This window comes from Adlercreutzia faecimuris (genome assembly GCF_022669055.1).
GTDB lineage: Bacteria > Actinomycetota > Coriobacteriia > Coriobacteriales > Eggerthellaceae > Enterorhabdus > Enterorhabdus faecimuris.
In genome coordinates, this window is record NZ_JAJMLW010000001.1 from 1,306,217 (window position 1) to 1,329,417 (window position 23,201).

At 72.2% G+C, this 23,201-nt stretch carries 19 protein-coding genes; 18 read left to right on the top strand and 1 reads right to left on the bottom strand.

All coding sequences use genetic code 11. The annotated features are described in order from the left end of the window. From hisH to LPT13_RS05065, 10 genes are all read left to right on the top strand, one after another. Positions 1–666, top strand: a complete 666-nt coding sequence (gene hisH / locus LPT13_RS05020; protein WP_242164144.1) for an imidazole glycerol phosphate synthase subunit HisH — start codon at positions 1–3, stop codon at positions 664–666. Between the two features lie 20 nt (positions 667–686). Further along, positions 687–1,487: a 1-(5-phosphoribosyl)-5-[(5-phosphoribosylamino)methylideneamino]imidazole-4-carboxamide isomerase gene (gene hisA, locus LPT13_RS05025; protein WP_242164146.1), complete on the top strand. Its 801-nt coding sequence runs from the start codon at positions 687–689 to the stop codon at positions 1,485–1,487. A gap of 13 nt (positions 1,488–1,500) precedes the next feature. Further along, positions 1,501–2,265, top strand: coding sequence for an imidazole glycerol phosphate synthase subunit HisF (gene hisF / locus LPT13_RS05030; RefSeq protein ID WP_242164148.1), 765 nt, complete (start codon positions 1,501–1,503; stop codon positions 2,263–2,265). Positions 2,266–2,292: 27 nt separating this feature from the next. Then, the gene (hisI, locus tag LPT13_RS05035; RefSeq protein WP_242164150.1) at positions 2,293–2,616 is read left to right on the top strand and encodes a phosphoribosyl-AMP cyclohydrolase; all 324 of its coding nucleotides are present in this window, start codon (positions 2,293–2,295) and stop codon (positions 2,614–2,616) included. Positions 2,617–2,940: 324 nt separating this feature from the next. Beyond that, on the top strand, positions 2,941–3,627 hold the full coding sequence (locus tag LPT13_RS05040) for a transaldolase family protein (RefSeq protein WP_242164152.1): 687 nt from the start codon (positions 2,941–2,943) through the stop codon (positions 3,625–3,627). Then, positions 3,624–5,486, top strand: a complete 1,863-nt coding sequence (gene rho, locus LPT13_RS05045) for a transcription termination factor Rho (protein ID WP_242164155.1) — start codon at positions 3,624–3,626, stop codon at positions 5,484–5,486. The genes LPT13_RS05040 and rho overlap by 4 nt, the downstream gene beginning before the upstream one ends. 18 nt (positions 5,487–5,504) lie before the next feature. After that, a complete protein-coding gene (gene sppA / locus LPT13_RS05050; RefSeq protein WP_277926828.1) occupies positions 5,505–6,665 on the top strand; it encodes a signal peptide peptidase SppA in 1,161 nt (386 codons plus the stop codon). After that, a complete protein-coding gene (locus LPT13_RS05055) occupies positions 6,646–8,673 on the top strand; it encodes a class I tRNA ligase family protein (protein ID WP_242164156.1) in 2,028 nt (675 codons plus the stop codon). Before sppA ends, LPT13_RS05055 begins: the two co-directional genes overlap by 20 nt. A 54-nt stretch (positions 8,674–8,727) precedes the next feature. After that, the gene (locus LPT13_RS05060) at positions 8,728–9,357 is read left to right on the top strand and encodes a cysteine hydrolase family protein (RefSeq protein WP_242164158.1); all 630 of its coding nucleotides are present in this window, start codon (positions 8,728–8,730) and stop codon (positions 9,355–9,357) included. Positions 9,358–9,681: 324 nt separating this feature from the next. Beyond that, positions 9,682–10,632 (top strand): hypothetical protein, encoded by a 951-nt coding sequence (locus LPT13_RS05065; RefSeq protein ID WP_242164160.1) that lies wholly within the window; start codon positions 9,682–9,684, stop codon positions 10,630–10,632. Positions 10,633–11,274: 642 nt separating this feature from the next. On the opposite strand, the gene LPT13_RS05070 is transcribed toward LPT13_RS05065, so the two are convergent. Next, positions 11,275–12,756 (bottom strand): DUF1846 domain-containing protein, encoded by a 1,482-nt coding sequence (locus LPT13_RS05070; RefSeq protein WP_242164162.1) that lies wholly within the window; start codon positions 12,754–12,756, stop codon positions 11,275–11,277. 285 nt (positions 12,757–13,041) lie between these two features. On the opposite strand from LPT13_RS05070, the gene pyrG reads away from it, so the two are divergent. The 8 genes from pyrG to LPT13_RS05110 all read left to right on the top strand — a co-directional run bounded on the left by pyrG (position 13,042) and on the right by LPT13_RS05110 (position 23,200). Further along, positions 13,042–14,700, top strand: coding sequence for a CTP synthase (pyrG, locus tag LPT13_RS05075; RefSeq protein WP_242164165.1), 1,659 nt, complete (start codon positions 13,042–13,044; stop codon positions 14,698–14,700). A 207-nt stretch (positions 14,701–14,907) separates the two neighbouring features. Continuing rightward, on the top strand, positions 14,908–15,798 hold the full coding sequence (locus LPT13_RS05080) for a site-specific tyrosine recombinase (RefSeq protein WP_242164167.1): 891 nt from the start codon (positions 14,908–14,910) through the stop codon (positions 15,796–15,798). Between the two features lie 634 nt (positions 15,799–16,432). Next, on the top strand, positions 16,433–16,909 hold the full coding sequence (locus LPT13_RS05085) for a division/cell wall cluster transcriptional repressor MraZ (RefSeq protein WP_242164169.1): 477 nt from the start codon (positions 16,433–16,435) through the stop codon (positions 16,907–16,909). Between the two features lie 18 nt (positions 16,910–16,927). After that, positions 16,928–17,884 carry a 16S rRNA (cytosine(1402)-N(4))-methyltransferase RsmH gene (gene rsmH / locus LPT13_RS05090; protein ID WP_242164171.1) on the top strand — a complete coding sequence of 319 codons (957 nt, stop codon included), beginning with the start codon at positions 16,928–16,930 and terminating at the stop codon, positions 17,882–17,884. A gap of 144 nt (positions 17,885–18,028) precedes the next feature. Beyond that, complete coding sequence (locus LPT13_RS05095) at positions 18,029–18,487, top strand: FtsB/FtsL family cell division protein (protein WP_242164173.1); 459 nt, start codon at positions 18,029–18,031, stop codon at positions 18,485–18,487. Positions 18,488–18,497: 10 nt separating this feature from the next. Beyond that, a complete protein-coding gene (locus LPT13_RS05100; protein ID WP_242164176.1) occupies positions 18,498–20,237 on the top strand; it encodes a peptidoglycan D,D-transpeptidase FtsI family protein in 1,740 nt (579 codons plus the stop codon). Between the two features lie 12 nt (positions 20,238–20,249). After that, entirely contained in the window at positions 20,250–21,752 is a 1,503-nt protein-coding gene (locus LPT13_RS05105; RefSeq protein ID WP_242164178.1) for a UDP-N-acetylmuramoyl-L-alanyl-D-glutamate--2,6-diaminopimelate ligase, read from the top strand. Continuing rightward, a complete protein-coding gene (locus LPT13_RS05110) occupies positions 21,743–23,200 on the top strand; it encodes a UDP-N-acetylmuramoyl-tripeptide--D-alanyl-D-alanine ligase (protein ID WP_242164180.1) in 1,458 nt (485 codons plus the stop codon). The genes LPT13_RS05105 and LPT13_RS05110 overlap by 10 nt, the downstream gene beginning before the upstream one ends. Position 23,201: the final 1 nt, after the last annotated feature.

Sequence of the window (23,201 nt, forward strand, 5' to 3'; positions counted from 1 at the left end):
ATGGAGAGCCAGCCGCAGGTGGTCGTCGTCGACTACCGCAAGGGCAACCTCAAGTCCGTCGAACGCGGCCTGGCCGCCGCCGGGGCCGCGGTGGAGGTGACCTCCGACGCGGAGGCCATCGCGCGTGCCGGGGCCGTGGTGCTGCCGGGCGTAGGCGCCTTCGCCGACGCGGCCGCCACCATGGCCGAGCTCGGCCAGGTGGACGCCGTGCGCGCCGCGGTGGACGCCGGCGCGCCGTTCCTCGGCATCTGCCTGGGGATGCACCTCATGTTCGAGGCGGGGGAGGAGCACGCCCCCGCGGGCGGTCCGCTGCCGCGGGGCCTGGGGCTCATCCCCGGCACCGTGGGCGCGCTCGCGCGCACCGACGAGGAGGGCCGCCCCTACAAGGTGCCCCACGTCGGGTGGAACTCCGTCCACGCGTACGGCGCGCCCTCGCCCCTGCTCGCGGACGTCCCCGACGGGGAGTACTTCTACTTCACCCACAGCTTCGCCGCGCCCGACGGGCCCGCCACCATCGCGCGCGCCGTGCACGCCCGGCCCTTCCCCTGCGCCGTCCAGGTGCCGGGGCGGCCCGTCTTCGGCGTGCAGTTCCACCCCGAGAAGAGCTCGGACGCCGGCGCGCGCCTGCTGCGCAGCTTCGTCCGCCTGGCGACGCGCGCCCGCTGAGGGCGCAGGAAGGACCTGCCATGTACCTGCTTCCCGCCATCGACATCCTGGGGGGGCGCGCCGTGCGCCTGGCCCGGGGCGACTACGACCAGGTGACCGTCTACCACGACGACCCGGCGCTCCAGGCGCAGCTGTTCGAGGAGGCCGGCGCCGAGTGGCTCCACGTGGTCGACTTGGACGGCGCCCGCTCGGGCGTGCCGGAGAACCTGGCCGTCGTCGAGCGCATCCTCAAGCTGACCAAGCTCAAGGTGGAGGTGGGCGGCGGCGTGCGCTCGCTCGAGACGGCCTGCCGCCTGGCGGACGCCGGCGTGGCCCGCGTGGTGCTCGGCACCGCGCTCGTGCGCGACCCCGAGCTGGCCCGCGCGGCCGTCGAGCGCCTGGGCGCGCCGCTCCTGGCCGCCGGCATCGACGCGAAGGCGGGCGAGGCCGCGGTGGCCGGCTGGCGCGAGGGCACGGGCGTGGGGGCCCACGACCTGGCGCGCGCCATGGCCGAGATGGGCTACGAGCACCTCGTCTACACCGACATCGCCCGCGACGGCATGCAGACGGGCGTCGACGCGGCCGCCTACGAGGCCATGGCGGCCGCCTTCGGGCACCCGGTCATCGCGTCGGGCGGCGTGGCGTCGCTCGCCGACATCGAGGCGCTCGCGGCCGCGGGCGGCGCGGTGGAGGGCGTCATCGCCGGGCGCGCCGTCTACGAGGGCGCCTTCTCGGTGGCCGACGGCGTGGCGGCGTGCGCGGGTACCCTGCGCGCCTCCGACGCCCTCGAGCGCGAGGCGCGTCCGCTCACCGCGGCCGACCTGGCCGCCGACGAGGGCTAGGGGGGTCTGCCCGATGCTCACCAAGCGCGTCATCCCCTGCCTCGACGTCAAGGACGGCCGCGTCGTCAAGGGCGTCAACTTCGTCGGCCTGCGCGACGCGGGCGACCCCATCGAGCTGGCCTGCCGCTACGACGAGCAGCGCGCCGACGAGGTGGTCTTCCTCGACATCACTGCCACCTCCGACGACCGCGCCACCACGGTCGGGCTGGCCAGCCGCGCCAGCGAGCAGCTGCACCTGCCCTACTGCGTGGGCGGCGGCTTCCGCACCGTGGCCGACATGCGGCGCATGATCGCCGCCGGGGCCGACAAGGTGTCGGTGAACTCGGCCGCCGTGGCCGACCCCGCGCTCCTCACGGCCGCGGCCGCGGCCTTCGGCACCCAGGCGGTCGTGTGCGCCATCGACGCCAAGGCGGTCGCGGGCAACCCGAACAAGTGGGAGGTCTACGTCGCGGGCGGCCGCAAGGCCACGGGGATCGACGCGGTGGCCTGGGCGGCGGAGGCGGCGCGGCGCGGGGCGGGGGAGATCCTGCTCACGTCCATGGACCGCGACGGCAGCCGCGACGGCTTCGACTGCGCGCTCACCCGCGCGGTGGCGCGCGCCGTGGACATCCCCGTCATCGCCTCGGGCGGCGTCGGCGAGCTCGAGCACTTCGCCCAGGGCATCCTCGAGGGCGAGGCCGACGCGGTGCTCGCCGCGAGCGTCTTCCACTTCGGCGAGCTCACCATCCGCCAGGTGAAGGAGTCGATGCGCTCCTACGGCATCCCCGTGCGGCTGTAGCGGCCGCCCCGATTCGAGAGGCACCCCATGGACATCGCCGAGCTCACCTTCAACGAGGCCGGACTCATCCCCTGCATCGTGCAGGACGCCGACGACGGCGCCGTGCTCATGATGGCGTGGATGAGCGCCGAGTCGATCGCGCTCACCCTCGAGCGCGGCGAGACCGTCTTCTGGAGCCGCAGCCGCCGCGAGCTCTGGCACAAGGGCGCCACCAGCGGCAACGTCCAGCGCCTGGTCGACCTGCGCTACGACTGCGACGCCGACGCGCTGCTCGCCCTCGTCCACCCGGCCGGCCCCGCCTGCCACACCGGCGAGCGCACCTGCTTCTACCGCTCGCTTCGGGGGGAGTAGCCGCGCGGGTCGGCGGGACGTCCCGGGCGAGGGCCGCGGGCGCGGCGGACGGAAGGCGGGGCGGGGGCCGCGCGGCTTCCGGCCGCGCCCGTCGGCGGCCGGCGGACGCGCGCCCGCTGGCGCTTGAAACCTCCGCGCGGTTGCGCTACCATGGCCCCGTCGAACTATTTCCCCACGTAAACGCCGCACGACGCCCCCGGGCGCCCGCCGCGCTTGCCGTCGGCCGGATCATTCGCACGTTCCTTTTCCTTCCATGCTCCTGAGGGCTGTCATGCGCCGCGCGCGCATTGCTCCATAGTCAACCACCTGTCAGAGGAGGACACCTTGAAGTTCTTTCTGGACACCGCCGACCTCGCCGAGATCGAGGAGGCCGCCAGCTGGGGCGCGCTCGGCGGCGTGACCACCAACCCGTCGCTGTACGCCCGCATCGGCGGCAAGCTCGACGACTTCCACGCCCACATCGGCCGCATCTGCGAGATCGTCGGGCCCGACTGCCCGGTCTCGGCCGAGTCCGTGGCCATGACCCGCGACGAGATCGTCGCCGACGGCCTCGAGCTCGCGGCCATCGCCCCCAACGTGGTGGTGAAGGTCCCCACCATGGTCGAGGGCCTGGCCGCCACCCACGAGCTCGCCCAGCGCGGCGTGCCCGTGAACATGACCCTGTGCTTCACGGTGCCCCAGGCGCTCCTGGCCGCCCGCGCCGGCGCGCGCTACATCTCGCCGTTCGTCGGTCGTTTCGACGACATCTCCGACGACGGCCTGGCCCAGCTCGAGAGCATCGTCACCGCCATCGGCAACTACGACTTCACCGACAGCACCGTGAACGGCGAGAAGCTCGAGATCATCGCCGCGTCCATCCGCAGCGCCAACCACGTGACCCAGGCCGCCCTCATGGGCGCCGACATCGCCACGGTGCCGTTCGGCGTGCTCAAGAAGATGGTCCAGCATCCGCTGACCGATCGCGGGCTCGACGCCTTCATGGCCGACTGGGAGAAAGTGCAGGGCGCATGAGCGATACCGAAGAGAACCTGACGGCGGCCCCCGAGGCCGACAAGCCCAAGCGCCGCGCACGCGCCAAGGCCGACGCGGGCGCCGCCCCCGAGGCCGCCGAGGCGGCCCCCAAGCGCCGGGGCCGCCCCCGCAAGGCCGACGCCGACGCCGCCGCGCCCGCGCCGGAGGCCGAAGCCGCCGGCGACGCGCCCAAGCGCCGCGGGCGCCCGCGCAAGTCCGTCTCGGTGGAGACGGGAACCGAGGCCGCCGGCGTGGCGGCCGCCCAGGCCGAGGCCGCCGCCGAGGCCGCTCCCAAGCGCCGGGGCCGCCCCCGCAAGGCCGACGCCGCCCCCGCCAAGGACGCGGCCCCCGCGCCCGAGGCGCCCGCATCCGACGCCGAGCGCGCCCCCAAGGGCGCCGACCGCCCGGCCAAGGGCGGCCAGCAGCCCGCGCAGCCCAAGGGCGGCCAGGGCCAGCAGCGCGCCAAGGGCAGCAAGCAGCAGGGCGGCAAGCAGGGCGGCCAGCAGCAGCGCCAGGACAACCGCCACCAGCAGCGCCGCCAGCACCGCCAGCAGCAGCGCGAGGTGGTGCCGAGCGTCACCAAGGAGGAGCTGGCCGAGCTCAAGGTGGCCGAGCTGCGTGCCAAGGCGGCCGAGCTGGCCGTCGACGCCGCCGGCCTCAAGAAGGCCGAGCTCGTCGACGCCGTCTACGACGCCGCCCTCAAGGCCGAGGGCTTCCTGGAGGTCACGGGCGTCCTCGACATCCTGGCCGACGGCTACGGCTTCCTGCGCACGGGCGGCTACCTGCCCGGCGAGCACGACTGCTACGTGGGCCTGGCCACCATCCGCCGCAACGGCCTGCGCAAGGGCGACATGGTGAGCGGCCAGACGCGCCCCGCGCGCGAGAACGACAAGTTCGCCGCCCTGCAGAAGGTGACGTCCGTCAACGGCATCCCGGCCGACGAGCTGGGCGCGCGGCCGAAGTTCGCCGACCTCACGCCGGTCTACCCCGACGAGATCCTGTCCATGGAGCACGGCCGCACCACCACGACGGCCCGCGTCATCGACCTGGTGGCGCCCATCGGCAAGGGCCAGCGCGGCCTCATCGTGTCGCCGCCGAAGGCCGGCAAGACCACCATCCTGAAGGACATCGCCTCGGCCATCACCGCCAACAACCCCGACGTGCACCTCATGTGCCTGCTCGTCGACGAGCGGCCCGAGGAGGTCACCGACATGGAGCGGTCGATCCGCGGCGAGGTCATCTCGTCGACCTTCGACATGCCCACCGAGAACCACATCGCCGTGTCCGAGCTGGTCATCGAGCGCGCCAAGCGCCTGGTGGAGCAGGGCCGCGACGTGGTGATCCTGCTCGACTCGATCACCCGCCTCGCCCGCGCCTACAACCTGGCGCAGCCCGCGAGCGGCCGCATCCTGTCCGGCGGCGTCGACTCCACGGCCCTCTACCCGCCCAAGCGCTTCCTCGGCGCCGCCCGCAACATCGAGGGCGGCGGCTCGCTCACCATCCTCGCCTCGGCGCTCATCGACACCGGCTCGAAGATGGACGAGGTCATCTTCGAGGAGTTCAAGGGCACGGGCAACATGGAGCTCAAGCTCGACCGCAACCTGGCCGACCGCCGCATCTTCCCGGCCATCGACCCGGTGGCCTCGGGCACCCGCAAGGAGGAGCTGCTGCTCGACCCGCAGGAGGCGCCGCTCATCTGGGCCGTGCGCCGCATCCTGTCCAACATGAACAACACCGAGCGCGCGATGGACATGCTCATCAAGTCGCTCAAGCAGACCGACACCAACCAGGAGTTCCTCATCCGCACCGCCAAGAAGGCCCAGGGGGCCCACGGCAAGTCGGACGACCTGGAGCTCTAGGCCGACGGGAGGCCCCCCATGACCCAGCAGGAACAGTGGCCGCGCGACGTGTGGCCCGATAACCGGGGCGCCCAGGGCGGCGCCCCCTCCCCGGACGCGGGGGCCCAGCCCTCGCCCGCCGCGGGGGCCTACGTGGCCCCCGGCTGGCAGCCCGCCGCCGGGCCCGGCCCGGACGCCGGCGCGGCCGGCTTCCCGCCGCCCGCCTACGGCCAGCCCGCCTACGCGGCCGCCTACGCCGCGCCGGCCAAGCCGCGCAGCCGCGCCTGGATCGTCGCGCTGGTGGCGGTCGTCCTGCTGTTCGCGGCCATCTTCGCCGGCATGGCGTCGTGCACCTCGCTCATGAGCTCCTCGCTCGGGTCGGCCGGCCTCGCCTCTTCGGGCCCCACCGCGGCGTCGGGCCCCACGGTGGGCATCATCAACATCGACGGCACCATCGACTACGACGGCACCACGGCCAGCCCCGAGGGGCTCAAGGCCCAGCTCGACCGCGCCGAGGCCGACCCGGACATCCGGGCGGTCGTGCTGCGCGTCAACTCCGGCGGCGGCACGGCCACGGCCGGCGAGGAGATGAGCATCTACGTGCGCGAGTTCTCCAAGCCCGTCGTGGTGTCGAGCGCCTCGATGAACGCGAGCGCCGCCTACGAGATATCCTCGCAGGCCGACTACATCTTCACGGCCAAGACCACGGCCATCGGCGCCATCGGCACAGCCATGCAGATCACCGACGTGTCGGGGCTGCTCGACAAGCTCGGCATCACCGTCGACAACGTCACCTCGTCCGACTCGAAGGACTCCAGCTACGGCACCCGCGCCCTCACCGAGGAGGAGCGCGCCTACTACCAGGCGATGGTCGACCAGATCAACGCCACCTTCATCGGGGCCGTGGCCGAGGGCCGCGACCTGCCCGTCGAGGAGGTGCGCTCGCTGGCCACCGGCATGACCTTCACCGGCATGGACGCCGTGGACAACGGCCTGGCCGACGAGATCGGCACGCTCGAGGACGCCTGCGACAAGGCGGCGGCCCTCGGCGGCATCGGTGCGGGCTACCGTACGATGTACCTGCAGCCCGAGGTGAGCGACCTCTCGGCGCTGCTCGGCCTCATGGGGATGGAGACGAAGGCCGCCGACGACGGCCTGATGGCGAAGGAGCAGGACCGCGATGTCCGATTCGAGAACTGACGCCCGCGTGGCGTGGCCGGCGCGCGCCGTGGTGACGGCGGGCATGCCCTACGGCAACAAGGCGCTGCACTTCGGCCACATCGGCGGCGTGTTCGTGCCCGCCGATGCCTTCGCGCGCTTCCTGCGCGACCGCATCGGCGCCGACAACGTCCGCTTCGTGTCGGGCACCGACTGCTTCGGCTCGCCCATCGACGAGGGCTACCGCAAGGCCGTGGAGGCCGGCGCCTTCTCCGGCTCCATCGCCGACTACGTGGCCGCCAACCACGACGCCCAGAAGGCGGCTCTCGACGCCTACCAGGTGAGCCTCGACATCTACCAGGGGTCGGGCCTGGGGCACGCCGGCGACGTGCACCAGATGGTGACCGACTCGGTCGTCGAGCGGCTCCACGCCAACGGCTGGCTGCGCCGCGAGGCGACGCTGCAGTTCTACGACGCCGAGGCCGGCACGTTCATCAACGGCCGCCAGGTGCAGGGTCGCTGCCCGGTGCAGGGCTGCAAGTCCGAGCACGGCTACGCCGACGAGTGCGACCTGGGGCACCAGTACGAGCCCCAGGACCTCATCGCGCCGGTGTCCACCGTCACCGGCACCGTGCCCGAGATGCGCCCGGTCGAGAACTGGTACTTCGACCTGCCCGCCTTCGCCGACTTCCTGCGCGGGCGCGTGGCCGAGCTCGAGGCCGACCCCGAGGTGCGCCCCGTGGTGCCCCAGACGGTGCGCGAGTTCCTGGCGCCGCCCATCGTCTTCATCAAGAACGAGGCGCTCGATGACTACCGCGCCGTCGCCGACGAGCTGCCGCCCCACGCCTTCCGCGAGGCCCAGGGCGGCAAGCAGAGCTTCGAGATCGAGTTCGCCACCATCGCCGAGCGCGACGAGGCGCGCCCCGTGCTCGCCCGTGCCGGCATCCGCTTCCGCACCGGCAAGACGCTCGTGCCCTTCCGCATCACGGGCAACATCGAGTGGGGCGTGCGCGCGCCCGAGCTCGACGGTGTGGGCGGGCTCACCGTGTGGTGCTGGCCCGAGTCGCTGTGGGCGCCCATCTCGTTCACCATCGCCGCCAACGACGCCCGCGGGCTGCCCCGGGGCAGCTGGCGCGACTTCTGGTGCTCCGAGGACGCCCAGGTCTACCAGTTCATCGGCCAGGACAACCTGTACTTCTACGGCGTGGCCCAGCCGGCCCTGTGGGAGGCCCTCGAGCCCGGCGGCATCCTCGCCGGAGACGAGGGCGAGCCGCCCCTGCGCCAGACGGCGCTCGTGGCCAACCACCACCTGCTCTTCGGCACCAAGAAGGCGTCGTCGTCGGGCGCGGTGAAGCCGCCCACCGGCGAGCAGCTGCTCGAGCACTACACCCCCGAGCAGCTGCGCGCGCACTTCCTGGCCCTCGGGCTCGACCAGAAGTCGGTCGGCTTCAAGCCCAAGCCCTTCGAGCAGGACGCGGCCAAGCGCGACGACCCGCGGGTGGCCGACCCCGTCCTCAAGGAGGGGGCGCTGCTCACCAACGTGTTCAACCGCCTGGCCCGCAGCTGCTTCTACGAGGCGCAGCGCAACTTCGACGGCTGCATGCCGCTCGGCGCGCCCGCGCCCGAGGCCCACGCCGAGGCCGTGCGCGTCCTGCGCGCCTACGACGAGCTCATGCACCGGGTCGAGCTGCACTCGGTCATGTCGCTCATGGACGGGTTCATCCGCTTCGCCAACAAGTGGTGGACCGACGGCATCTCGGCGGCCGAGGCGTCGGGGGACGCCGAGGCGCGGCGCCAGGTGCTCGTGGACTCGTTCTACCTGCTGCGCATCGCGACCCTGCTCATGCACCCGGTGGTGCCCGCCGGCTGCGAGAAGATCTGCGACTACCTGAGCTTCGACTTCGCCGACTTCTTCAGCTGGAACTACGACTTCGACTCCTGCGAGGAGCTGTGCAGCGCCATGGAGATCGACAAGGGCTCCCACCGCGTCCAGGAGCTGCCGCCGCGCTTCGACTTCTTCGAGCGCCATCCCTCCCAGCTCAAGAAGTAGGGAGCCCACCCGTCCGGGCGCCCGCACGGCGCCCCCGTGAGGAGAGGATGTCTCGTGATCGACCCCGCGCGCGCCACGCTCGTCATGATCGACATGCAGCGCGGCTTCATCGACCCGGGCTCGGCGCTCTGCGTGCCCGGGGCCGCCGCCACCGTCGGCGCCTGCGCCGACGCGCTCGCCGCGGCGCGGCGGCAGGGGATGGCCGTCGTGCACGTGCGACGCTCCTACGCCGCCGACGGCTCGGACGTGGAGCCGGCGCGCCACGGGACGTGGCTCGCCGGGGGCCGGCCGCTCTGCGCCGCGGGCGACGACCCGTCGACCCTCGACTGCCCCGACGTGCTCACACCGGCTGACGGCGAGCGCGTGCTGGTCAAGCCCCGCTACTCGGCCTTCTTCGGCACGCCGCTCGACGCCGCCCTGCGCCGCGCCGGCGTCGACACCGTGGTGCTCACGGGCACCGCCATGCCCAACTGCGTGCGCTCCACCGCCTACGACGCCCTGTCGCTCGACTACAACGTGGCCGTGGTGGCCGACGCCACGTCCTCGCGCACGCCCGAGGCCCAGGCCGCCAACCTGGCCGACCTGGCCGCCGCCGGCGCCTACGTCCTGGATGTGGCCGAGCTTTCCGAGCGCGGCCTGGCCGCCATGCCCGACCACCTCGCCGCCTGGCCCGGCCGCCGCTAGGGCGCGCCGGCGACGGCCGGCGCCGGCGTGGGGCGGCTTTCGGGTCGCCTGCCTCTTATCCCGTCAGGTGCTCCCCGACGCCTCTCGTGTGGCTTTCCCCGAAAGTGTGCCTTCGAAGTGCAAATCGGGGCGGTTTTGCACCCTGCTAACGCCCGCAAACAGGTGTATGGTGAAAAACGCTTTTCCTCACCTGGGCTTTTACCTGAGCGCTATCCGCAGGCAGCGGTGGAGCGGCTGAATCTGGGTGCAAAACCGCGCCGATTTGCGATTCGAGGCGCGATTTCCGAGGGCGCCTGATCCTCGGCATCGTGCTAGGGTGCGTCCATGAGCATCTTCCTCAGCCACGATACCGCGCTCGAGCACCTCCGATCGCCTGCCGCGGAGCGGGACTTCCCCCTCTGCTATGCCGCGCCGCGCCGTGATGTGCCCCAGGGCGCGGCGCTCGCCGATGCGGGCCTGCACGCCTTCGGCATCCACGGGCGGCCCTACCACGTGCTGGTCGCCGACGCCGCCGCGCGCGGCAAGTCGCGGCTGGTGCGCTCCCATGTGTGCGCTGCTGCCTACCCGCCCGGATCCTTCCGCCGGTTGGCGCGCGACCTGTACGTGAGCTCGCCGGAGCTGTGCTTCCTCCAGATGGCGCCGAGCCTTCCCTTCGGCCGCCTCGTGCTGCTGGGGATGGAGCTCTGCGGCGGGTACGCCCTCGACCCCGACAGCTTGGAGGGCTTCCGGTGCCGCGAGGCGCTTTCCTCGGCGGCGGCGCTCAGGCGCACCACCCGGCGGCTTGCCGGCGTCAAGGGGGTCAAGGCGGCGCGCTTCGCCGTGCGCTTCGTCGCGGACGGGGCGCTGTCCCCGATGGAGGCCGCCGTCGTGCTGCTGCTGTGCGCCCCGACCTCGCGCGGCGGCTACGGCCTGGAGCTTCCCGCGCTCAACGCGGAGGTGCGGTTGACGCGGTCGGCCGGGCGCTGGCCGGCCAGCCGCCTCTGCGACCTCTACTGGCCCGCCCGCCGCCTGGCTATCGAGTACGACTCCAATCGCTTCCACGTGGGGGCCGAGCGCATCGCGCGGGATGCCGCGCGCCGCGCACAGCTCGCGCGCGAGGGGGTCGAGGTGCTCACGCTCACCTGGGATCAGGTGCGCCATGCGGGCCGGTTCCATGAGGTGGCCGTGCTGGTCGCGATGCGCCTGCGGGGCGGGTTCCGCTGCTCGCGGTCGGATTGGGAGGCGCGGCGGGCCGAGCTGCGACGCCAGGTGCTCCCGGGGCGCGACGCGGGCTGACGGAGCTCACTCGCCTTCAGCGCTTCCTCCGGTTGACTGGGGGCGGCGGTAGTCGACGGCTGGTCGCTTGCGTCTCCCGCCGCTCGACCGGTACGCTGGTCGTGAGACGACGGCACCGGGGAAGGGAGCGCACGCGGATGAGATCAACCTGGGGCGGCGCATCGCCGAGGCGCGCCGCCCTCGCCGCCCAGCTCGCCGCCGCCTGGGCCCACGCCTTCCGGGAGCCCTGGCCGCTGCCCGGCGCCTTCGAGCTGGCGCCCACTGCTACCGCCCAGCTCCTCCGCAGCCTCGGCATCGTCCTGCCTCGGAGGGCTCTCGGCTGGCCCTGCGGCCTCATCGACCTCCGGAATCCCGGCCGTTGCCGCAAATTCGCGCGGTTCTGCACCCGGCTGATCTCCGTGAGCCGCCTCGATCCAGCGCCTTCGGGGCAAAACCCCTGGTCGCTTCTGGCGGGCGGCTCCCCAGGAGGGGCTGCTTGACGCCGGGGAGGCCCGTCGCGGGTGCATAACCGCGCGGATTTGCGGCAGGCCCCCGTTTTCGCGAGGCCTGCGCCCCCGCCCGCGAAAAGAAGGGGCCGCGCCCAGCCAGGCGCGGCCCCCTCTGCGCCCGCCGCGGGCGCCCCTCGCGTCCCGGCCGGGACGCCTACTTGTGGTAGTAGCGATGCGACTCGTACTTGGGCTCGCAGCAGATGTTGATGCCCAGCGTGCGGTAGAGCTTCTCGTCGGTCGCCGAGATGATGACCGAGAAGAACGCGTCGCAGCCGCGCAGCTTGTCGATGTTGTCCACCAGGCGCTCGGCCATGGGGTCGTTCACCGAGCTGATGGACAGCGCCAGCAGCGTCTCGTCGGAGTGCAGGCGCGGGTTCTGGCTCTTCAGGTGCTCGGTCTTCAGGTGGCAGATGGGCTCGAGCACGTCGTCGGAGATGACGTAGAGCTCGTCGTCCACACCGGACACCCCCTTGAGCGCGTTCATGAGCAGGGCCGACGCGGCGCCGAGCAGGTTGCCCGTCTTGCCCGTCACCACCGAGCCGTCCGGCAGCACCATGGCCCCGGCCGGCGCGCCGGTCATCTCCTCCTTCAGCAGCGCGGCCGAGCGCGCCGGCGAGTAGTTCGGCGTGACGCCCGCCTGGTTCATGAGGATCTCGATCTTCTCGAGGTCGCGCTCGCCCTGGCCCGAGCGGCGCACCTCCACGGCGGTCTGGAAGTAGCGGCGCACGATCTCCATCTTGGCGGCGTCGCGGCAGGCCTCGTCGTCGGAGATGGCCATGCCGGCCATGTTGACGCCCATGTCGGTGGGGGAGCGGTAGGGGCTCTCGCCCGAGATGCGCTCCATCATGGCCTTGAGCACAGGGTAGATCTCCACGTCGCGGTTGTAGTTGACGGTGGTCTCGCCGTAGGCCTCCAGGTGGAACGGGTCGATGATGTTGTCGTCGTCCAAATCGGCCGTGGCCGCCTCGTAGGCGATGTTCACCGGGTGGGTGAGCGGCAGGTTCCAGATGGGGAAGGTCTCGTACTTGGCGTAGCCGGCCGTCACGCCGCGCTTGTTCTCGTGGTAGAGCTGCGAGAGGCAGGTGGCCATCTTGCCCGAGCCGGGGCCCGGCGCCGTCACCACCACGAGCGGCCGTGACGTCTCGATGTAGTCGTTCTTGCCGTAGCCCTCATCGCTGACGATGTGGTCGATGTCGGAGGGGTAGCCGGCGATGGGGTAGTGCAGGTAGCTCGTGATGCCCATGGACGTGAGGCGCTTGCGGAAGGCGTCGGCGTCGGGCTGGCCGGTGTAGCGGGTGATGACCACCGAGCCGACCATGAAGCCCATGCCGCGGAAGGTGTCCATGAGGCGCAGCACGTCCTCGGCGTAGGTGATGCCCAGATCGCCGCGCACCTTGGAGCGCTCGATGTCGTTGGCGTTGATGACGATGACGATCTCCACGTCGTCGACGAGGCTCTGGAGCATGCGGATCTTCGTGTCGGGCGCGAAGCCGGGCAGCACGCGCGAGGCGTGGTAGTCGTCGAAGAGCTTGCCGCCGAACTCCAGGTAGAGCTTGCCGCCGAACAGCTCGATACGCTCGCGGATGTGCTCAGCCTGCAGGGAGATGTACTTGTCGTTGTCGAAGCCGGTGCGCATGGGCGGGGATCCTTCCCTCTGAAGACGTCGTGCGATGGGGGCGCCCGCGCGAGGGCGCCCGCTCGATTATAGCGGACGGGCGGCCGCGCGGCCCCCGGGCGGGCGGCCCCACGGTTACTCCTTTGTTAAATCGCCGCCGGCCCCGCGCGCGGGGCGCGCCGGCGCCTAGAATAGGTTGGCGTCTGCGGCGCGGGCCGCGGGCGCGCGGTTCTCCCCTCCGGGCCGCCGCCCGGCCCGCGCCCGTCCGCGCGAGCGCCGCGCCTGCGGCGGGTTGGGAGGCTCTCCATGGCCAAGCACATCTTCGTGACCGGCGGCGTCGTCTCGTCGCTGGGCAAGGGCATCACCGCCGCGTCCCTGGGGCACCTGCTCAAGGCCCGCGGGTACAAGGTGACCATGCAGAAGATGGATCCGTACCTCAACGTCGACCCGGGCACCATGAGCCCCTTCCAGCACGGCGAGGTCTTCGTCACCGAGGACGGCCACGAGGGCGACCTGGACCTGGGCCACTACGAGCGCTTCATCGACGAGAACCTCTCGCGCGAGTCCAACTTCACCCAGGGCTCGATCTACCAGGCCCTTATCGCCCGCGAGCGCCGCGGCGACTTCCTCGGCGGCACCGTCCAGGTCATCCCGCACGTCACCGAGGCCATCAAGGAGCGCCTGCGCCGCATCGCCGGGCAGTCCGGCGCCGACATCGTCATATCCGAGATCGGCGGCACCATCGGCGACATCGAGAGCCTGCCGTTCATCGAGGCCGCGCGCCAGTTCAAGACCGAGCTGCCGCCCGGCGACGTGCTGTTCGCCCACGTGTCGCTCGTGCCCTACATCGCCGCGGCCCACGAGGTGAAGACCAAGCCCACCCAGCACTCCGTGAAGGAGCTGCGCTCGCTCGGGGTGCAGCCCGACTTCATCGTCTGCCGCTCCGACCACGAGGTGTCCGACGCGGTGCGCGCCAAAATCGCCATGTTCTGCGACGTGCCAGCCGACAACGTGCTGGCCTGCGTGGACGCCCCCTCCATCTACGAGGTGCCGCTGTCCCTGCACGACCAGGGCCTCGACGAGAAGGTGCTCGCGCGCCTGGGGCTGCCCGCGCGCGAGGCCGACCTGGCGCCCCTGCGCGGCTTTCTGGCCGCGTCGGCCGCCTGCGAGGGCGAGGTCGACATCGCCGTGGTGGGCAAGTATGTGAGCCTGCCCGACGCCTACCTGTCGGTCATCGAAGCGCTCGGGCACGCCGGGGTGGCCTGCGGGCGCCACGTCAACGTGCACCTGGTGGACGGCGAGGAGATCGACGAGGGGAACGTGGCCGAGGTGCTGGGCGGCATGGACGGCGTCCTCGTGCCGGGCGGGTTCGGGCGGCGCGCCTTCGAGGGAAAGATCCTGGCCGCGGGCTGGGCGCGCGCCCACGAGGTGCCCTACCTGGGCATCTGCCTGGGGCTCCAGGCGGCGGTGTGCGAGTTCGCCCGCAACGTGGCGGGGCTTCGCGGCGCCACCTCGGCCGAGTTCGTCGAGGAGATAGCCGCCTCGGCCACCGAGGCGAGCGAGGGGCACCTGGCGGCCGCGGCCGCCTCGGCGGTGCCGCTCGTCGTCGACCTCATGCCCGAGCAGGCCGACGTCGAGGACAAGGGCGGCACCATGCGCCTGGGCGCCTACCCGTGCCGCCTCGTGCCGGGCAGCCGCGCCGAGGCGGCCTACGGCGAGCCGGTGGTCTACGAGCGGCACCGCCACCGCTTCGAGGTGAACAACGCCTACCGCGACCGGCTCGCCGAGGCCGGGCTCGTCGTGTCGGGCACCTCGCCCGACGGGCGCCTCGTCGAGATGGTGGAGCTGCCGGGCCATCCGTGGTTCGTCGCCACCCAGGCCCACCCCGAGTTCAAGAGCCGCCCCACGCGGCCCCACCCGCTCTTCCGCGGCTTCGTGGCCGCCGCCGCGGCGCGCCGGGGGTAGGGGAGGGCCCGCGCCCGCCGACCCCCGGCGCCCGCCGACCCTGCGCGCCCATCCCGCCGCCGACGGCCGCGCCGGCCCGCCTCGCGCGCCATCCCGCCGCGCTCGTCCCGCCCCTCCCGCGGCCGGCCGCCAGGGCGCCCCGCGCGGCCGCCGGCCCGGCCGCCCGCGCCCGGGAAGCGCTACAATGCCCACCGGGAGGGAGGCGCCGTGGAAGAGGCCGTCAAGGAGTACCTGGGCTACCTGCGCGTCGAGCGGGGCAGCTCGCCGCGCACCGTCGAGGCCTACGGGCGCGACTTGCGCGACTACGCCGCCTTCCTGGCCGGCCGCGGCGCGACACGCCCCGACGACGTCGACCGCGCCCTCATCGCCGCCTACGAGGCCGACCTCATCGAGCGCGGCTACGCGCCGGCCAGCGTGAAGCGCCGCGTGTCGGTGGTCAAGGGCCTGCACCGCTTCTGCCTGCGCGAGGGGCTCGCCGCCGCCAACCCCGCCGACGCGCTGCCCCTGCCCAAGGTGCCCGAGCGCCTGCCCGACGTGCTGTCCGCCGCCCAGGTGGGGCGCCTCCTCGACGCGCTCGACGACCCGTCCCCGCGCGGCCTGCGCGACCGCGCCCTGTGCGAGGTGCTCTACGGCTGCGGCCTGCGCGTGAGCGAGCTCACGGGCCTCGACGGCGACGCCGTGTTCCTGGACGAGGGCTTCCTGCGCGTCACCGGCAAGGGCTCCAAGCAGCGCATCGCCCCCATCGCCGGGGCGGCCTCCCGGGCGCTCGCGCGCTACCTCGCCGAGGGGCGCCCCGCCCTCGCCCGCGCCGGGTCGCCGGGCGCCGTGTTCCTCAACGCCCGGGGCGGGCGCCTCTCGCGCCAGAGCGCGCACGCCGTGGTGGCCCGCGCCGGCCGCACGCTCGGCGTGACCGACCTGCACCCCCACACGTTGCGCCACTCCTTCGCGACCCATCTGCTCGAGGGCGGCGCCGACCTGCGCGTCATCCAGGAGATCCTCGGCCACGCCGACGTCTCCACCACCCAGATCTACACCCACGTCGACCGCACCCACCTCCAGGCCGAGTACGCCGCCGCCCACCCCCGCGCCCGCAAGTAGGGGCGTCGCGCCCCGCGTCCCCGCCCCTTCCGCCCGCCGCGCGCCCCGCGTCCCCGCCCCGGCCGCCCGCCGCGCGCCCCACGTTTTTCTCGCCGGATCCGCAAATCGGGACGGTTATGCACCCTCGCCTCGCCCATCGTGGGCGCTTTCGGGGCCATGGCGATCCGAAACCCGTCTCTTGGGGTGCTTTCGGGGCGAATTCCCAGCCGGGCAGAGTGCATAACCGTCCCGATTTGCGTTTGAGGCTCGAAAAACGAAGGCGCCCCACCCTGTCCCATCGCGCGCCCCATCCGGCGCCTCGCGCCCACCCCGCCCGCCACCCCGTGCCCCTCGCGCCCACCCCGCCCGCCACCCCGTGCCCCTCGCGCCACGCCGCGCGTTCCTTACGGCCGGTAAACGGCGAACACAGGCCCTCCACAACGCCCCACAACCCCTCGTTCCCATATTTTGTGCGTCCCGTCTACCGGCCCCCAAGATTTGGGTACGCTCCTGCTCAACATAAGCGAACACCCGTTTTCATCAGGGCTTTCTGTGGGTCACGGATGGGTCAGTGGGGCAGGAAAATGTTGCGAAGTGGGGCATTGTGGGGTATTATGCATCCCACGAACCCAGCGAGACCAAGCGGAGAGGGGCCATGGCCGGAGCCGAAGCCAAAGAGGAGGGAGCCGTCACGCCGCGACCCGCGGTGGACCTCAACGGCCAGCACTCCTTCAAGGTGGACGGCAAGGGCCGCGTGGCCATCCCCGCCCCGTTTCGCAAGGTTCTCTCCAAGGAACTCGTGGTAACCCGCGAGCCCAAGGACGAATGCGTCTACGTGTTCGAGAAGCCCGACTTCGACGAGTGGGTGGAGAAACTCTTCTGCGACCGCTTCGGCGGCTACAAGGAGTCCGATCCGCGCCACGTCGGGCTGCGGCGCAAGCTGAAGGCGAGGGCCTACGACGTCGAGGTTGACGCCTCGGGCCGTATCATGCTCTCGCAGGACGCGCGCACCGCGGCGGGCATCGACAAGGACGTCGTCATCGTGGGCAACACGGGCCGCTTCGAGATCTGGGACGCGAAGCGTTACGCGCAGATGGACGACGAGATCGACCTCGGCCTCCTGTTCGCCTGAGCGTAAGACGTGAGCGACGTGACAAGCGAATACCGGCATACACCCGTCCTGCTGGCCGAGTGCCTGGAACAACTCGAACTCAAAACACAGCACACGTTCCTGGACTGCACGCTCGGCTTCGCAGGGCATTCCTTCGAAGCCGCCAAGAGGCTGGGCCCGGAAGGCCTGCTCCTCGGCATCGACCAGGACGAGGTGGCCCTCGCGGCCGCCGCCGAGCGCCTGGCGTCGATACCGGAGGGCGAACGTCCCGCGGTCGAGCTTCTGCGCGGCAACTTCGGGGACATGGACGAGCTACTCGTAGCGGCGCGGGTGCCGGGGGTCGACGCGATCCTGTTCGACCTCGGCGTCTCGTCGGTGCAGATAGACACGGCGTCCCGCGGCTTCTCCTTCAAGGAGAACGGCCCCCTCGACATGCGGATGGATCCGGGCACACAGACCCTAACCGCAGCAGAGATCGTCAACACCTACAACGCAGCAGATCTCACCCGGATCATTCGCGGCTTCTCGGACGAGAAGTGGGCCAGCCGCATCGCGGACTTCATCGTGAGGGCCCGCGAGCAGGCGCCCATCGAGTCCAGCGAGGCCCTGGTGGACGTCATCAAGGCCGCCATCCCCGCCTCGGCGCGCCGCGCCGGGGGACATCCCGCGAAGCGTACGTTCCAGGCCCTCCGGATAGAAGTCAACTCGGAGCTGACCGTCCTGCGTCGAGGACTCGACGCCGCGGTCCGCTGGCTCAACCCCGGAGGACGCCTGGCGGTCATCAGCTACCACTCGCTGGAGGACCGCATCGTGAAGGACACGTTCGCGAGCCTCGCGAACCGCTGCACCTGCCCGCCGGACCTGCCGGTGTGCATGTGCGGGAGAGAGCCGGTACTCGACATCATCACGCGCAAGCCCGTGCTTCCCAGCCCCGAGGAGGTCGCGCGCAACCCGCGGGCCCGCAGCGCCAAGCTGCGCGTCGCGCGCAAGCGCTAGCGGATCTCAGGCTTTAGGCAGGGTGGCCCGCCGGGCACCCCGCCTAAAGCCTGAGCCGTCTCTAGGGAACGTTCAACGATCGGGAAACGATCGTGTGAGAGGCCAGGCGCCCCCGCGGCGCCGCCGCGGAGGGAGGTCAGCCCCATGAGCGCAGCGCCCGCCTACGCGCCCTTCGTGGAGCGCGCCCCCGAGCGCCCCCGGCGCGCGTCGGTATCCGTCGTCCGCGGCCAGGGCGCCGACGCCCGGGCCCGCGAGGGCGCCTCCGCCATCGTGATCGCCGCCCGGGCCATCGCCTGCGTCGTCGTGGTGCTGGCGATCCTCGGCTTCGTCCGCGTCACCCTGAGCTCGGCCACCGTGGCCACCGCGCTCGAGACCCAGAAGCTCTCCTCCCAGATCGACGTCGCCCGCTCCGAGGGCAGCGCGCTCGAGGTGCGGCAGAGCTCGCTGGCCAACCCCACCCGCATCCGCGTGGTGGCCTCGTCGCTGGGCATGGCCGCCCCCGCCTCCACCACCGCCATCGACCTGTCCGGGGACGTCGTCGTCACCGACGAGGCCGGCAACCTCTCGCTGTCGGGCAGCGCCGCCGCCGTGGCGCAGGGCTAGGGGCCCCGCCATGGCCGACCGCCGCCCGCCCCGCGCCGGCCGCCCCGGCGCGCGCCCGTCCCGCCCCGGCCGCCCCGGCGCCCCGGCGCTCGAGGCCCTCACCGGCAGCCGCATGACCGTCGTGGTGCTCGTCTTTTTGGCCCTGGCGGCCGTCTTCCTCCTGCGGCTCGTGTACCTCCAGGTCATCGTGGCCGACCGCTACTCGGCCATGGCCAGCGAGTCGCGCACCGTGAGCTTCACCACCACGCCCCGGCGCGGCACCATCTACGACCGCAACGGCATCGTGCTGGCCACCAGCGTCGAGGCCACCACCATCTACGCCAACCCCTCCGAGGTCGAGGACGTCCCCTTCACCGCCTTCCGCCTGGCCGAGACCCTCGGCGGCAAGGAGGCCGACTACGAGCGCATCCTCGAGGGCGACACCACCTTCGCCTACGTCAAGCGCCAGGCCACCGTCGAGGAGGGCGACGCGGTCAAGGCGCTCAAGCTGCCCGGCATCTACTTCATCGCCGACACGCGCCGCGAGTACCCCAACGGGTCCATCGGCGGCCAGGTGGTGGGCTACTGCAACGTCGACGGCGAGGGCATCACGGGGCTCGAGCTCCAGTACAACGACATCCTCAAGGGGACGCCGGGCACCTACTCGGCCGAGCGCGGCAACGCGTCGAAGGGCTCGACCCCCATCCCCGGCGGCGTCCACGAGGAGACCCCGGCCGTCGACGGCACCGACATCATGGTGTCGCTCGACATCAAGATGCAGAACACCGTCGAGCAGGCGCTCGCGGCGGGCGTGGAGAAGCTGGGCACCGACGAGGGGAGCGTCGTGCTCATGGACGCCGGCACCGGCGAGCTCTACGCCATCTGCTCGCTGCCCTACATGGACCCCTCGGACATGGCCAACTCCAAGGTGGGGTCCGACCAGCTCAAGCCCATCACCCAGGCCTTCGAGCCCGGCTCCATCTTCAAGACGGTGTCGATACTGTCCATCCTGGAGGGCGGCTCGATGACGCCGGAGAGCACGCTGTTCTGCCCGGCCACCCTCTCGGCCGACGGCTACACCATCTCGGACTCCCACGAGCGCGGCGACGAGACCTACACCCTGCGCCAGATCCTCGACCACTCGTCCAACATCGGCGTGTCGCTGGCGGTGCAGAACGCGGGCTTCCGCCCCTTCTACGACGACATCGTCCAGTACAACCTCAACGAGCGCACGGGCGTGGACTACCCCGGCGAGGCGTCGGGCACCCTGCGCCCCTTCGAGAACTGGGGCCGCGTCATCGGCTACAACGCCAGCTTCGGCCAGGGCCTGTCGGTCACGCCGCTGCAGATGGTTCGCTTCTACGGCGCCATCATCAACGACGGCGTGGAGGTGACCCCGCACTTCCTCATCAGCAAGCCCCAGACCGGGGAGCGCCCCGAGTACGCCTCCGAGAACGTGGTGGACAACCCCGCGGCGCTCGCGGACATGCGCTCGATGCTGCGCACCGTGGTCACCGACGGCACGGGCAAGGCCGCCGGGATCGAGGGCTTCGAGGTGGCGGGCAAGACCTCCACCGCCGAGATCGCCGAGGGCGGCGTGTACAAGAAGGGCGTCTACAACCTGTGCTTCACGGGCTATATCGACAACTCGTCGAGCCAATTAGTTTGTTTTGTGGGAGCCAACGAGGTTTCGGGCATGTACCAGGTGACCCAGGTATTCCACGATATAATGGCGAACGCCATCGAGCAGTACAACATCACCCCGAAATAAGGATCTAACGCTATGGGCAAGACTTGTTCAGAGCTCTTCTCCGGTGCCGCGGGCACCATCATAGGGGACGGGTCGGTGGAGGTGGAGGGACTGGCCTACCGCAGCGACCGCGTCCGCCCCGGCGACGCCTTCTTCTGCATCGTGGGCCTCACCACCGACGGGCACACGTTCGCCCAGGACGCCATCGACCGCGGCGCGCGCGTGATCGTGGCCGAGCGCAAGGTGTACCTGGCCGACGCCACCGACGTGACCGAGGTCATCGTCCCCGACAGCCGCAAGGCCATGGCCGAGGCGGCGGTCGCCTTCTACGACCACCCCTCCTCCGCGTTCCAGCTGGCCGGCGTCACCGGCACCAACGGCAAGACCACCACCACCTACCTCGTCGAGCACATCGCGCGCGTGGCCGGTCGCAAGACCGGCGTCATCGGCACGGTGGGCAACGTCATCGGCGACGTCCGCGAGAAGGCCGAGCACACCACGCCGGAGTCGCCCGACCTCCAGGCGCTGCTCGCGCGCATGCGCGACGCCGGCTGCGAGACCGTGGCCATGGAGGTCAGCTCGCACGCCCTCGACCTCATGCGCACCTGGGGCACCGACTTCGCCGTCACCGCCTTCACCAACCTCACCCAGGATCACCTGGACTACCACCACACCTTCGACGCCTACTTCGCCGCCAAGGCGCTGCTGTTCTCGGCGGACTACCCGGCGCGGCGCGTCATCGGCATCGGCGACAAGTGGGGCCGCGAGCTGTGGCGCCGCTGCTCCGAGCGCGGCGACGCCGTCATCACCACCGGCTTCGACGCCGAGGCGCAGATCCACCCCGTGGCGGTGGAGTACGGCGCCGCGTCGACGGCGCTCACCCTCGACGTGCGGGGGCGCCAGGTCGAGCTCACCTACCCGCTCGTGGGCCGCTTCAACGTCGAGAACGTGATGACCGCCTTCGGCATCGGGCTTGCCCTCGGCATCGCCGCCGAGGACATCGCCCGCGCGCTGGCCGACGTGCCGGCGCCCCCGGGCCGCCTCGAGCGCGTGGCCGTCCCCGACGACGGCGGCGTGTCGGTCTACGTCGACTACGCCCACACCCCCGACGCCCTGGCCAAGGCCATCGCGTCCATCGACGCCGTCGGCGAGGGCCGCACCATCGTGGTCTTCGGCTGCGGCGGCGACCGCGACGCCACCAAGCGCCCCATCATGGGCGCCAAGGCGCTCGCAGCCGACTACGCCGTGGTGACGAGCGACAACCCGCGCCACGAGGACCCGGGCGCCATCATCGACGACATCGTCGCCGGCATGGACGACGCGGCCCGCTTCGAGGTGGTCCCCGACCGCCGCGCGGCCATCGCCCGCGCCATCGAGCTGGCCCGCCCCGGCGACGCCGTGCTCGTGGCCGGCAAGGGGCACGAGGACTACCAGCTGGTGGGCGACGAGGTGCTCGCCTTCGACGACCGCGCCGTGGCCGCCGAGGAGCTCGCGCGCGCCGCGGCCGCGAGGGGCGGCGATACGCCGTGCGCCTGAACGCCAAGCAGGTAGCCGCCTGCACCGGCGGCACCATCCTCGTCGAGCCCCTGGACGCCCGCTCGCTCATGACGGGCGTCACCTGGGACTCCCGCGAGGTCCAGGACGGCTGGCTCTACGTGGCCCTGCCCGGCGAGCGCGTCGACGGCCACGACTTCGTGGCCGCCGCCCTGCGCGCGGGCGCGGCGGGCGCGCTCGTGATGCAGGCGCCCGACGCCCCCACCCAGCTGCTCGCCCGTGAGATGGGCGCCGCCGTCATCGAGGTGGCCGCCACCGCCGCGGCCATCACCGACCTGGCCCGCGAGTGGCGCTCCCACCTGCACGGCCGCGTCATCGGGGTGACCGGGTCCACCGGCAAGACCACCACGAAGAACCTCGTGCGCGACGTGGCCGCCGCCGGCCGCAGCGTCGTGGCCACCGCCGGCAACCAGAACAACGAGCTGGGCGTGCCGCGCACGCTGCTTGCGGCCGACCCCGAGACCGAGGTCGTCGTCGTGGAGATGGGCATGCGGGGCGCGGGCCAGCTGGCCGAGCTGTGCGACTTCGTCCGTCCCGACTGGGGGCTCGTCACCAACGTGGGCGAGAGCCACATCGAGCTGCTCGGCAGCCGCGACGCCATCGCCGCGGCCAAGGCCGAGCTTCTGGAGGCCCTGCCGGCCGGCACGGGCCGCGCCTTCGTGAACGGCGCCGACGGCTACGCCGGCGTCCTGGCCGAGAGGGCCCGCCTGGCCGAGCGCGGCATCCCCTGCGTCGCCTTCGACGGCGCCGGCCGCCCCGGCGACGCGGCCGCGCCGGCCGCGCGCGTCTGGGCCGAGGACGTGTCCCTCGACGCCGAGGGCCGCCCGCGCTTCACCCTGCGCGCCGAGGGCCTGACGCAGGCGCCCGTCGCCGAGCCCTGCGCGCTTTCCCTGCGCGGGCTGCACAACGTGTCGAACGCCTGCGCCGCCGCGGCCGTCGGGCTCGCGCTCGGGCTCGCGCCCGCCCAGGTGGCCGGCGCTTTGGCGTCGTCGCTTCCCGAGGCCGGCCGCCAGGAGGTCATCGCGGCCCGGGGTGGCTTCACCATCGTCAACGACGCCTACAACGCCAACCCCGACTCCATGCGCGCCTCGCTGGCGACGTTCTGCTCGCTTTCCGTCCCCGGCCGCCGCTACGCGGTGCTCGGCGACATGGGCGAGCTGGGCGACTTCGCCGCGGAGTGCCACCGCGGCGTCGGGCGGGCGGCGGCGGCGCTGCCGCTCGACGGGCTCATCTGCGTGGGCGAGCTGGCCTCGCTCATCGCCGAGGGGGCCGAGGGCGCCGGCATGGCGCCTGAGAAGATCACGCGCGCGGCCGGCGTGGCCGACGTGCTGGGAGAGTTGGACGTGCTCCTGGAGCCGGGCGACGCCGTGCTGGTCAAGGCGTCGCACTTCATGGGCCTCGAGCGCGTCGCCGAGGGATTGGTCAGCTAAC

Excerpts from the sequence above, each read along its gene's own strand:
- hisI (WP_242164150.1), top strand. The coding sequence starts at position 2,293 with ATGGACATCGCCGAGCTCACCTTCAACGAGGCCGGACTCATCCCCTGC.
- hisH (WP_242164144.1), top strand. The coding sequence starts at position 1 with ATGGAGAGCCAGCCGCAGGTGGTCGTCGTCGACTACCGCAAGGGCAAC.
- LPT13_RS05095 (WP_242164173.1), top strand. The coding sequence starts at position 18,029 with ATGAGCGCAGCGCCCGCCTACGCGCCCTTCGTGGAGCGCGCCCCCGAG.
- hisA (WP_242164146.1), top strand. The coding sequence starts at position 687 with ATGTACCTGCTTCCCGCCATCGACATCCTGGGGGGGCGCGCCGTGCGC.
- LPT13_RS05070 (WP_242164162.1), bottom strand. The coding sequence starts at position 12,756 with ATGCGCACCGGCTTCGACAACGACAAGTACATCTCCCTGCAGGCTGAG.
- LPT13_RS05105 (WP_242164178.1), top strand. The coding sequence starts at position 20,250 with ATGGGCAAGACTTGTTCAGAGCTCTTCTCCGGTGCCGCGGGCACCATC.
- LPT13_RS05065 (WP_242164160.1), top strand. The coding sequence starts at position 9,682 with ATGAGCATCTTCCTCAGCCACGATACCGCGCTCGAGCACCTCCGATCG.
- rho (WP_242164155.1), top strand. The coding sequence starts at position 3,624 with ATGAGCGATACCGAAGAGAACCTGACGGCGGCCCCCGAGGCCGACAAG.
- LPT13_RS05100 (WP_242164176.1), top strand. The coding sequence starts at position 18,498 with ATGGCCGACCGCCGCCCGCCCCGCGCCGGCCGCCCCGGCGCGCGCCCG.
- sppA (WP_277926828.1), top strand. The coding sequence starts at position 5,505 with ATGACCCAGCAGGAACAGTGGCCGCGCGACGTGTGGCCCGATAACCGG.
- pyrG (WP_242164165.1), top strand. The coding sequence starts at position 13,042 with ATGGCCAAGCACATCTTCGTGACCGGCGGCGTCGTCTCGTCGCTGGGC.
- hisF (WP_242164148.1), top strand. The coding sequence starts at position 1,501 with ATGCTCACCAAGCGCGTCATCCCCTGCCTCGACGTCAAGGACGGCCGC.
- LPT13_RS05055 (WP_242164156.1), top strand. The coding sequence starts at position 6,646 with ATGTCCGATTCGAGAACTGACGCCCGCGTGGCGTGGCCGGCGCGCGCC.
- LPT13_RS05085 (WP_242164169.1), top strand. The coding sequence starts at position 16,433 with ATGGCCGGAGCCGAAGCCAAAGAGGAGGGAGCCGTCACGCCGCGACCC.